The organism is Pseudomonadota bacterium (genome assembly GCA_030860485.1).
In the GTDB taxonomy this organism is placed as follows: domain Bacteria; phylum Pseudomonadota; class Gammaproteobacteria; order JACCXJ01; family JACCXJ01; genus JACCXJ01.
The window spans coordinates 1-10,394 of sequence record JALZID010000164.1 but is presented as its reverse complement, the minus strand read 5'-3'; the positions used below and the strand labels follow the sequence as shown (position 1 = coordinate 10,394).

The following is a 10,394-nucleotide window of genomic DNA, read 5'->3' as shown; positions in this document are numbered from 1 at the left end:
CCGCCCCACCACCCCCCGCCCTCTAAGACCGTGAAAGTCTATCCGCTCTGCGCTACACTCTGTGTTCATAAGGCCGTCCTCGTATATCGGCATAACCTGTTGATCCAGAACATATTATACCACGAGGTACGGCCTTCTTCCATACCACCGGTGAGAAATCCGGGCTAGGAGGGCATCCAGGGCAAACAGTGTATCGGGGTAACGCCGCCGGATCGGTCTGATGCCATCGCGATTACAAGCCACACGCCAAGTACGCTCCAACCCTTCCTGCGCCTGCGCAGGGTTTTTCATCGCCTCGGTGGGTGTATGGTGCAGGAAACGACCAAAGGCCCGCTGACAGAACTCGGCGTATTCACGGGTGCAAAGAATGAATTCATGCCAGGCGTCATCGACTATCTGCGAGGGCATGGATAAGGACGCTTCGTTGCCGTTATCTCTGCTTTCGCGGATGATGTGAAAGTACTCCTTCAGCTCGCTGATGACATCGCCGACGTCGCGCACTTTCAGGTGGGGATACCTCTCCTTGAGCTTTCGCGTAACTCTGCTTGGAACGACAAACGCATCGATATAGGCCCTGCGCCGCTTGATGCTATCCTTGCGCCTGAAGTATTGGAACAGGGTTCGCCCAAGGATACATAGCAGGAGCAAAGGAATGACGCTGGTTGAAAGAGACATGAACACCTCCGGAACCGTCTACCTGGACCGCCCGATATCGCCGCACATCCTGTTCACAGCGATGGGTCGGCCGCCATCGTAGCGTCGTCCCAAAGCGGTAACAGACGATAGCGGCGATCCTGCCGGAAATCGCCCGTGAATGGCGGGAGGAGCCGGTGACAGGCCGGGCCGTCGGCCGCGAGGCCTGCTACTATGGCACGATGGACAGCCTGGACCCGGTGTTTCTTTGGCTCGACTACAGTGCCCAGTTGCTGCAACGGGTATGCGTGGTGGTGACGACGGCGTTCGTCTGCATCCGGATCGAATGGCTGCGGCGGGCGTTGCGCGGGGCGGATATCGACTGGCGCTGCCGGCTACGCGTGATCACGGTATTCGGGCTCCTCGCCATGGTCGGCACCCATAGCGGCATCGTGGTGGACATGGAACGCGGCGGCCGGATCGCGGACTGGCCCTTATCGTTCGCGACCGGGTTGCAGGGATCGGAGGCCGTAATCTGCGCGTCGCGGTGATCGACGATGAACCGCTGAATCGCGAGGAGTTGATTTTCCTCCTGTCCCTGCACCCCGACGTGGAGGTGATCGGCGCGGCCGGCGAGGCGAGCGCGGCCTGGCAGCTCATAGAGGACACGAGGCCGAACCTGGTTTTCCTGGATATACAGATGGAGGGGGACAGCTCCGGTTTGGACCTCGGCCGCAGGCTCAAACGCCTACCACGGCCACCGCGCGTCGTCTTCGTCACCGCTCACCCCGAGCACGCGCTCGCCGCCTACGACTGCGAACCCGATCATTTCCTGGTCAAACCGATCAACGACACCCAATTGTCCGAAGCACTGCAACGTGCGCGCAAGACCCTCGCCGGCGCGTCTCAGCCCGCCCCACCCCTTGCCCTACCCTATTCCGCAAAAAATAGGTTCGGCGAAACCGAGCGGATAACGGCCTACGTGTCCCACCATGAGGTCATCTTCATCCAGGCCAACCCTAGCGGTACCGTCTCTGTTCACCTCGTCGGGAACGAGGTCCTGGATGGGGTACGGCAGACGCTCCACGAGTTGGAGGCTCACGGCTTCTTTCGCGTGCACAAAAGCTTTCTGGTCAACCTGGCGCGGGTGCGCGCCCTGAAGCCCCGGCCGGGCGACGATGCCTACAAGGTCGCCCTCACCGGCACGGCCGAGGAGATCCCGGTCGGGCGGCAACGGCTCGCGCCGTTGCGGGAGGCCCTCGGAGAAGCCACGCGCCGATAGGAGCGATACGGCAAGGAGTGCGATGGATCGATGGATCAGGGCGCCTGTCGATCGTCGCCGGCACGGAACAGACCGGCGTATTCGCCATAGCCTTCCTTCGCAAGGTCCTCCTTGGGAATGAAGCGCAGCGCGGCCGAGTTCATGCAATAGCGCTTGCCGGTCGGGGCCGGCCCGTCGTCGAAGACATGGCCGAGATGGGAATCGGCGTGCTTGCTGCGGACCTCGGTGCGCGCCATGAACCAGGATCGATCCTGATGCTCGGCCACGTTGCCCGACACCAGCGGGCGCGAGAAGCTCGGCCAGCCGGTTCCCGAATCGTATTTGTCAAGCGAGCTGAACAGGGGCTCGCCGGAAACGACATCGACGTAGATCCCCGGCCTCTTGTGGTCCCAATAGGGGTTCTGGAACGCCGGCTCGGTCCCCTCCTCCTGCGTGACCCGGAACTGCTCCGCCGTGAGCCGCGCCCGGATCTCGTCCGGTGTCGGTTGTTTGTAACTCGTGCCATCCCACGCCATCGCGTCACCCCCGGAAATCAAACTGACATACAATATCAAACGTTTCATCACATACCCGCCGGTTTACAGGACACCACCTATGTGGCGCCGATCCATCGAGCCTGCCCCGGACGAGGGGCACGGCCCATCGGCGGCGTATACTGGGACCGTGACAACGGACCCGAACGCTCGTTAAGGATCGTCCGCCGTGTCACGCGGGCTCGCTATGTTGACCGTTTCGTTCTCGATTATATCCATTCTCGTCCTGGGCCTGATCGCCGGGGGGTTGATCGGGAACCGGCCGCCGATGATGGACCCCCCGGGATTATGGGCCCGGCTCGTCACCTACCTCGGCACCCACGTGGCGGAGACCCGAGCCGATCACCCGTTTCCGGAGCTGCGGCCGCGTTTCTACGCAATGCCGCCCGATCGGTTGTACGCGGCGGCACGCGAGGCCATCGCGGGCCTGGGCTGGGGGATCGCCTCCGAAGACCCGGCGGGTCTCTGCCTCACGGCCGTGGTCGAGAGCGCCTTGTGGCGTTTCAAGGACGACGTCGTGGTCAAGGTCGAGCCCGCGGAGGGCGGTAGCACGTTGGGGATGCGTTCGAGCTCCCGGATTGGACGCGGCGATCTCGCCGCCAACACCCGTCATCTGCTCGACCTCTATGCCGCCATCGAGGAGCGCCTGGTGGTGACAGCGGCGCGCTAAGGCTGCCCCGACGCCTCCGTCGCGAAGGTCACGCGCAGGAGCCCCAGGCGCCGCGCGGCGTCCAGGGCAGTGACCACCGATTGGTGCGTGGCCTTGGCGTCGGCGTTGATGATGACGACGGGGTCCCGCAAAGGCTTGGCGGCCTCAGCCATAGCTCGTTCTACGGTCGTGAGACCGGTGTCCGCGAGCGCGTTGCCGTTCACGTAATAGCCGCCGTGCGTCGCGATGGTCACTTCGATCTGGTTCTCCGCGGCGGGCGGGGCATCGGTGGTCGCCTCGGGGAGCGTCAATGCGATCTCGGATTTCTCCACGAAGGTCGTCGATACCATGAAGAAGATCACCAGGAACAGCAACACATCGATGAGCGAAATCAGGTTGATCTCGACATCGTCCTGGCGTCGCGGGCGCAGGTTCATCGCACGGCACGCGCCGGAGAGACCGCTTCGTCGTCACGCTCGCCGTGGATCACTTCGACGAGCCGGAAGGCCTCTTGCTCCATGGCGATGACCAGGCTATCGATGCGCCCGCGCAGATAGCGATGGGCCATGAGGGCGGGGATCGCGACCATGAGCCCGGCGGCGGTGGTGATGAGCGCCTCGGCGATGCCCCCCGACACCACGGCCGGATCGCTGACCCCCTGGGAGCTCATGGCCGAGAAGGCCCGGATCATCCCGGTCACGGTACCGAGCAGCCCCAGCAAGGGGCTCACCGCCGCAATGGTCCCCAAGGTATTGAGATAGCGCTCAAGCTCATGGACGACGTGGCGACCCACGTCTTCGATGTCCTCCTTCATGAGCGTGCGGTTGTGGCTGGCGATCCCCGCGGCCAGGATACGCCCGAGCGGCGAGCCGGCGCGCAGTTGCTGGATGCGCTTGTGATCCAGGTGGCCGTTCTTGAACCACTGCCACACCTGGGCCACCAGGTTCGGCGGCGCCACGCGCCTGGTTTGGAGGCTCCACAGGCGCTCCAGCACGATCGCGAACGCCACCACGGAGCACAGGATAATCGGCACCATCACCCATCCGCCCGCCTTGATCAACTCGAACACTTTGCCTAGATCTCCCAATCACTTAGCGATATAGGTTACAATAAACATCAAGCCACCCCGTGTTGCGGCGCGTGGCGGGGGTCGCATGAACACATCGCAATCGGCAGCGCTCTGTCGGGCCCACATCGCCGGGCTCATTCTACTGGTTTCCGGTTTGAGCGGATGCCAGGGGCTCCCACCGGTCCAGGTCGACGAATGGCTGGGGGGCGAGCGCGTCGCACCACGCCCACCCTTGCTGGCGCACGAGGACGAACCGGTGGTACTGGCCGATCCCGCGCCGCGCACCGATACCTTCGCCTTGTCGGAGGACACCGGCATGGTCGGCGCACTGTATGTCATTTCCGCCGGCGAGGAAGATACCCTCGTCGATATCGCGCGCCGCTACGACCTCGGTTATGAAGAGATCCGGGCCGCCAACCCCGCCGTCGATCCCTGGCTGCCACGGCCGGGCGCCCGCATCCTGCTTCCCACCCGATACATCCTCCCTCGCGCCCCGCGCGAGGGCATCGTACTCAACCTGGCGGCGCTGCGGCTGTTCTACTACCCCAAGCCCGGTCCGGGCGAATCGCGAGTCGTCATCACCCACCCGATCGGGATCGGGCGCGAGGAATGGCCGACCCCTATGGGAATGACCCGGGTGACCGAAAGGGCCGCCAACCCCACCTGGCGCGTGCCCGAATCGATCCGGCGCGAACACGCGGCGGCGGGCGATCCACTGCCGGCGGTCGTACCTCCAGGACCCGACAACCCCCTCGGGCGCCATGCCCTGCGGCTGGCCGTGCCGGGCTACCTCATCCATGGCACCAACAAACCCGGCGGGATAGGCATGCGGGTCAGCCACGGCTGCATTCAACTCTTCCCCGAGGACATCGAGCCGCTCTTCGAGAAGGTCGCGGTCGGCACCCCAGTGCGGATCGTGGACCAGCCTTATCTGGCCGCCTGGGATGACGGCGTCCTGCACCTCGAGGTCCATGCACCGCTGGACGGTACCAAGGTCGCCCCGGATGCCCTACAGCACGTGCTCGCGAAGGCCGTCGGTAACGCGGGTGGCAAGCGCATTGATTGGGTCCGTGCGGAGTCCATCGCCAAGCTGGGGCGCGGCTTCCCGGTCCCCGTCGAACCGGGACAACCCACGATCGAAGACCTGGTCGCGTCCTTGCCCGTCTCGGCCCGAGAGGCCCCGGCCGCGGCAGAGGCCGATGTCGCGCCCGCCGGCGACGGCCAGTGGTATGTCCAGGCCGGGAGCTACCGAAGCCCCGACGCCGCGCACCGCGTGTCGCGTATGCTCGGGCATATGGGCCCCCCGATCCCGGCCCGGCCGGTCGCCAACAGCGGTTACCACCGGGTCGTGGCCGGCCCGTACGTCACTCGCGCGGAGGCCGAAGCGGGCGCCCGGCGCATCGAGACGAGCCTCGGCACCGAGACCCTCATCGTGCAGCCGGATATCTAAGCGCCGCGGCCCATAACATTATTAGAGGTCCAAGCGCTCCGTAGCCATCGAAGACCCCGGGCCGCCGTGATCCGGTTGCGTCTCACTCCCGGCCGAAAGCCGAGCTCTGCGGCACTGGGAGATCGTCCCGCACTTTCATGTGGCATAAAATGGCACGCGCACCTGGAATGAGGGCTCGGTGCTCGGGAAGAAGCATGTACAACAAAAACATCCTCAGCCTCGATGACGTCAAGCGGGTCGTTGCCGCAGCCGAGGCCGAAGCGGAGCAGAACGGCTGGAACGTGGTCCTCGCCGTGGTGGACGACGGCGGCCATCTGATGTACCTGCAGCGCGACCGCGTGCAGCTCGGCAGCATCGAGGTGGCCATCACCAAGGCACGCGCGGCACTCCTTTTCCGGCGGCCTACCAGAGTCTGGGAGGAAACGGTGGCGAGCGGCCATTATGGCTATCTGGCGATGCCCGGGATGCTGCCGATCGAAGGTGGCGTCCCGCTCCTCTACGAAAACGAGATCGTGGGCGCCATCGGTGTCAGCGGTGTCAAGTCTTCGGAAGATGGCCAGATCGCGGAGGCTGGTGCCCGTGCCCTCTAGCCATTTCTCCGGGCCGATCACCCCGGCCTCAGGACGAGCCTGACGCGAGGCGCAAGCACACGCTGCAGGGGATCCTGGACGACGAGCCATGCCGAACATCCGCACGAGCGTCGTCATCAACCAGCCGCTGGAGCGGGTCTTCGAATTCGTGATCCGCGCCTGCCGCCAATCCCAGTGGCATTGGACGGCATCATGCACCACATCGGATACCCCGCCTCCGGCGCTCGGCGATTCCTTCACGGAGGACTTCCTCGTCGCCGGGAAGCGCGGCCGGATCACCTGGACGGTCCGGGAGCTCCGCCCGCCACACCGCTGGGTGCTGAGCGGGGTGTGCCCGGATGGCGGAACGGCTACCCTGATCTATGGGTTCCTGGCGGCCCCCGGCGGCGTCCGTGTGAAGCGGGAGCTCTCCTATAACGTGCCGGCCCTCATGGATGGGATCGGTGATTTCCTCACCCTACGCAACCGCATACAAGCCGAATCGGCCGACGCCTTGAGGCGCCTCAAGCACGTCGTGGAAGGGGACTAGGAGAGGGTCACTCGACCCGCAGGGGCTCAGTAGGCCCCCGCGGTGGTCAACGGCCGTAGCTCCCGGTCAGGTACTCGACGATCGCCGGTACTTCGTTCTTGGGGATGGGGGCGTGCATCACGTCGATCATCTTGTTCACGCTCTTCTCCCAGCCGGCGCGGTCCAGGAAGCCGGCGTTCATCTCGATGTAATCGAGGCTGTGGCAAGTCCGGCAGTGGCTCGTGACGTGCTCTCTCCCGGGCCCGGCCTTGAGGACGATCTGGCCTTCGTCAGCAGGTGCCGGCTGGGCGAGTGCCGCAAGCGCCAGTACCCAAGCCAGGCGCTTCGCGCGTTGCCGCGCAGTAGGTTTTTTCACAAACTCTCACCCCACCACGATACCGAGCCGTTGCACCCGGTTGTGATGATAGCCCGCCGGGTTGGCGATGAGTGTAAGGCCCTGGGTCTCGCCGCTCCGGCTCGTGGCCTTGGCCCACAGGCTATGGCCGCCCTTCGTCCCCGGCGTGAACCGGTAGACCCATGGGCGAAAGGCATAGCGCCCGCGGTCCGGCTCGAGCTCCGCGGGACGCCACGAGCGACCCTCGTCGAGCGACACCGCGACCTCCCGGATCCCGTGACCGCCGTCCCAGGCGATGCCTTTAGCCTCGATCTGCCGGCCGAAGGAGAAACGCGCACCGTCCTCCAGGTTGGTGACCACGGAGTTGATCAGGATCTCGGTGATTGGGCTCGTCACCCCGGTGTCCTGGGAATCGAAGCGCTCGCCGGCTGGAAACGCGCCCTTGGGGATCCGGTAGGCGGTCTGCATCCAGAAACTATCGCAGGGCTGCGCTACCACCTCGATGGCCGTGAGGTGCTTCATCCAATACGTTGCGGTCCAACCCGGAACCACCAGGCGCGCCGGCGCGCCGTGCCAATGCGGGAGCGGTTCCCCGTTCATCTCCAGGGCCACCAGCGTGTCTTCGTGCAAGGCCTTGGGCAAAGGCAGGCTCTTGACGAAATCCGGGGTCGCGGGCAGGACCGGCGAGTCGGCGCCCTGAAACACCACTTCGACCGCGTTCTTACCGAGACCCGCTCGCCGCAGGAGATCGCCGAGCCTGACCCCCTGCCAGCGCGCGTTACCCATGGCACCATAACCCCATTGGACCCCCGGAACGCGCGGCTCGAACAGGCCGCGGCGATTGCCCGAGCATTGGTTCACGGCGACCACCTCGACCCACTCGAAATCCCGCCTGAGCTCCTCCTGAGAGAGCTCCACGGGCCGCTGCACGGACGGCCCCCCGATCCGCAGGCGCCACCCTCGCCCATCGATCTCCGGGATCACGGCACCGTGATAGCGCACGTAGAAGGCGCGGTTCGGGGTCAGCCAGTCATTGAAATACGACAGCGGGGTCTCGAAGTTAGGAGGCCGCCGGGTGCGCCGGATGAGCGGCCATTTCCCGGGCAGGGCCTCCAGCAACCCCGATCCTCCGACCGACCCATCCCCCTGTGGGTCACGGAGGCGCTCGCAACCCCAGGTCATCCCCGGCAGGAGTACCCGCGTGCCGGCCGCGACCCCGAGACCGAGGATGCCCTGTATCACCGCCCGCCGATCCGGCACCTAATCCCCTGCCCCCACTGTTCGGTAATGCCTCAAAGTCTAGCAGCCGCGGAAGACCCGTGTCACGACCCTCCGGATGCTCCCCGAACCGGCTTGCTCGTCAAACCCCACGGGGGAGTTAGAATGAGACGTTGCGGCCACGGCATGGGGAGCAGGGTAATGGGCTATCGGCATATCAAATACCCCGAAGCGGGCACCAAGATCACGGTGGAGAACGGGCGGCTGCGGGTGCCCGACGATCCGATCTTGGGCTTCGTCGAGGGCGACGGGATCGGGCCGGACATCACCCGGGCCTGCCTGCGGGTCTGGGACGCGGCGGTCGAGCAGGCCTACGGCGGCCGGCGCAAGATCCACTGGATGGAGCTCTACATGGGCGAGAAGGCCTCCGAGAAATACGACGGCGATTTCTTTCCCGAGGAGGCCAAGGAGGTCCTGCAAGACATCATCGTCTCCATCAAAGGCCCGCTGACCACACCCGTCGGAGGCGGTTTCCGCTCGCTCAACGTGGCGCTCCGGCAGGACCTCGATCTCTACGCCTGCGTGCGGCCGGTGCGCTACTACCCAGGCGTGCCCTCGCCGCTCCGCGCCCCCGAGTTGGTTGACGTCGTGATCTACCGCGAGAACACCGAAGACGTCTATGCCGGAATCGAGTACCGCGCCGGCAGCCCCGAGGCCAGGAAGCTCGAGGCGTTCCTTAAGACCGAATTCGAGGCCGAGTTCTTCGAAGACTCCGGGCTCGGCATCAAGCCCATGAGCGCCTTCGGCAGCAAGCGCCTGGTGCGCAAGGCCATCCGCTACGCCCTGGACAATGGGCGGGAGAGCGTCACCCTGGTCCATAAGGGCAACATCCAGAAATACACCGAGGGCGCCTTCCGGCAATGGGGCTACGAGGTCGCCCGCGAGGAGTTCGCGGATGAGACCGTCACCGAGGCCGATCTGTTCGGCGTCTACGGGGGCAAGCGTCCGGAAGGCCGCGTGGTCATCAAGGACCGCATCGCCGACATCATGTTCCAGCTCATGCTGCTACGCCCCAACGAGTTCGATGTCATCGCGACCACCAACCTGAACGGCGATTATCTTTCGGATGCCATCGCGGCCGAGGTCGGCGGCGTCGGCATCGCCCCCGGCGCCAACATGGCGGACCATGTTGCGGTGTTCGAGGCCACCCATGGCACCGCCCCGAAATACGCCAACCTCGACAAGGTCAATCCGGGCTCCCTGCTCTTCAGCGGGGTCATGATGCTCGAATACCTGGGTTGGAAGGAGGCCGCCGATCTCATCACCTTCGCCTTTCCCGAGGTCATCCAGAAGAAGATCGTCACCTACGACTTCGCGCGCCTTATGGCAGGGGCCACCGAGGTCTCGACCAGCGGTTTCGCCGACGCGCTCATCGAGGAGATGGGGGCGGAGGTGGACATCGGGGCGCGGCGTGCGGAGCGGGAACGCGCCGTCGAAGAAGAGCGTCGCGAGCGCGAGGCCCGCCGTATCGCGGAGCCCATCGCGGAGATGAAGGCCTCCGGACGGACGCCACACACGGTCGGCGACATCGCGAGCCCCATCATGACCGTCAAGCCCGGGGTGGCCGTGAGCGAGGTCATGCATCTGATGCGCGAGCGCGGGATCAGCAGCGTGGTCGTCGAGCCCGGCACGGACGGGCTTTGGGCCATCATGACCCAGCGCGACATCATCAGCCGCATCGTGCACGCCAACCGTTCTCCGGCGCGCGTCAAGGTCGAGGAGATCGCGAGCAAACCGCTCGTCACGGTACCCACCGACATGTCGCTGCAGGAATGCGCCTCGCGCATGGTCGAGTCGAGCATCCGGCGCGTCGTGGTCGAGGAGCACGACATCCCGGTCGGGATCGTGAGCGATACCGACGTCTTTCGGATCGTCGAGGAATTTGGCTGGGAACCAGTGCTGCTCTGAAGAGACCCCCACTAGGGCACCTCTAAAAATTGTCTTTGTCACGGCGAATTGTGGTTTACAGCGAGTCATGGCTAAGGGATAATGTGCAGGTAGCGAGACACTGAAGAGCGGAGTCGATGACGATGCATGGCCAGCCTGG

The 10,394-nt window shown here is 65.1% G+C and carries 13 protein-coding genes; 7 read left to right on the top strand and 6 right to left on the bottom strand.

The annotated features are described in order from the left end of the window. Window positions 1–114 precede the first annotated feature (114 nt). Window positions 115–675 carry a hypothetical protein gene (locus tag M3461_09085; GenBank protein ID MDQ3774495.1) on the bottom strand — a complete coding sequence of 187 codons (561 nt, stop codon included), beginning with the start codon at window positions 673–675 and terminating at the stop codon, window positions 115–117. 155 nt (window positions 676–830) lie between these two features. Here M3461_09085 and M3461_09080 point away from each other — a divergent pair, with 155 nt between their 5' ends. After that, window positions 831–1,184 (top strand): hypothetical protein, encoded by a 354-nt coding sequence (locus M3461_09080; protein ID MDQ3774494.1) that lies wholly within the window; start codon window positions 831–833, stop codon window positions 1,182–1,184. Next, entirely contained in the window at window positions 1,181–1,915 is a 735-nt protein-coding gene (locus M3461_09075) for a LytTR family DNA-binding domain-containing protein (GenBank protein ID MDQ3774493.1), read from the top strand. The genes M3461_09080 and M3461_09075 overlap by 4 nt, the downstream gene beginning before the upstream one ends. A 35-nt stretch (window positions 1,916–1,950) precedes the next feature. Here the strand turns inward: M3461_09075 and msrB are convergent, their stop codons facing one another. Then, the gene (gene msrB / locus M3461_09070) at window positions 1,951–2,430 is read right to left on the bottom strand and encodes a peptide-methionine (R)-S-oxide reductase MsrB (GenBank protein ID MDQ3774492.1); all 480 of its coding nucleotides are present in this window, start codon (window positions 2,428–2,430) and stop codon (window positions 1,951–1,953) included. Window positions 2,431–2,635: 205 nt separating this feature from the next. Here msrB and M3461_09065 point away from each other — a divergent pair, with 205 nt between their 5' ends. Further along, window positions 2,636–3,118 carry a DUF1499 domain-containing protein gene (locus M3461_09065; protein MDQ3774491.1) on the top strand — a complete coding sequence of 161 codons (483 nt, stop codon included), beginning with the start codon at window positions 2,636–2,638 and terminating at the stop codon, window positions 3,116–3,118. Here the strand turns inward: M3461_09065 and M3461_09060 are convergent. After that, complete coding sequence (locus tag M3461_09060; protein MDQ3774490.1) at window positions 3,115–3,534, bottom strand: biopolymer transporter ExbD; 420 nt, start codon at window positions 3,532–3,534, stop codon at window positions 3,115–3,117. The genes M3461_09065 and M3461_09060 overlap by 4 nt on opposite strands. Then, window positions 3,531–4,166 (bottom strand): MotA/TolQ/ExbB proton channel family protein, encoded by a 636-nt coding sequence (locus tag M3461_09055; GenBank protein MDQ3774489.1) that lies wholly within the window; start codon window positions 4,164–4,166, stop codon window positions 3,531–3,533. The genes M3461_09060 and M3461_09055 overlap by 4 nt, the downstream gene beginning before the upstream one ends. Window positions 4,167–4,251: 85 nt before the next feature. On the opposite strand from M3461_09055, the gene M3461_09050 reads away from it, so the two are divergent. The 3 genes from M3461_09050 (at window position 4,252) to M3461_09040 (ending at window position 6,735) form a co-directional block, all read left to right on the top strand. Beyond that, the gene (locus M3461_09050; protein MDQ3774488.1) at window positions 4,252–5,616 is read left to right on the top strand and encodes a L,D-transpeptidase family protein; all 1,365 of its coding nucleotides are present in this window, start codon (window positions 4,252–4,254) and stop codon (window positions 5,614–5,616) included. Window positions 5,617–5,810: 194 nt separating this feature from the next. Then, window positions 5,811–6,206 carry a heme-binding protein gene (locus M3461_09045; GenBank protein MDQ3774487.1) on the top strand — a complete coding sequence of 132 codons (396 nt, stop codon included), beginning with the start codon at window positions 5,811–5,813 and terminating at the stop codon, window positions 6,204–6,206. A gap of 88 nt (window positions 6,207–6,294) precedes the next feature. Next, a complete protein-coding gene (locus tag M3461_09040; protein MDQ3774486.1) occupies window positions 6,295–6,735 on the top strand; it encodes an SRPBCC family protein in 441 nt (146 codons plus the stop codon). Window positions 6,736–6,781: 46 nt separating this feature from the next. Here the strand turns inward: M3461_09040 and M3461_09035 are convergent, their stop codons facing one another. Together M3461_09035 and M3461_09030 are read right to left on the bottom strand one after the other, a co-directional pair. After that, the gene (locus M3461_09035; GenBank protein MDQ3774485.1) at window positions 6,782–7,090 is read right to left on the bottom strand and encodes a cytochrome c; all 309 of its coding nucleotides are present in this window, start codon (window positions 7,088–7,090) and stop codon (window positions 6,782–6,784) included. A 6-nt stretch (window positions 7,091–7,096) separates the two neighbouring features. Beyond that, on the bottom strand, window positions 7,097–8,329 hold the full coding sequence (locus tag M3461_09030) for a molybdopterin-dependent oxidoreductase (protein MDQ3774484.1): 1,233 nt from the start codon (window positions 8,327–8,329) through the stop codon (window positions 7,097–7,099). Between the two features lie 159 nt (window positions 8,330–8,488). Here M3461_09030 and icd point away from each other — a divergent pair, with 159 nt between their 5' ends. Beyond that, the gene (gene icd, locus M3461_09025) at window positions 8,489–10,255 is read left to right on the top strand and encodes an isocitrate dehydrogenase (NADP(+)) (GenBank protein ID MDQ3774483.1); all 1,767 of its coding nucleotides are present in this window, start codon (window positions 8,489–8,491) and stop codon (window positions 10,253–10,255) included. Window positions 10,256–10,394: the final 139 nt, after the last annotated feature.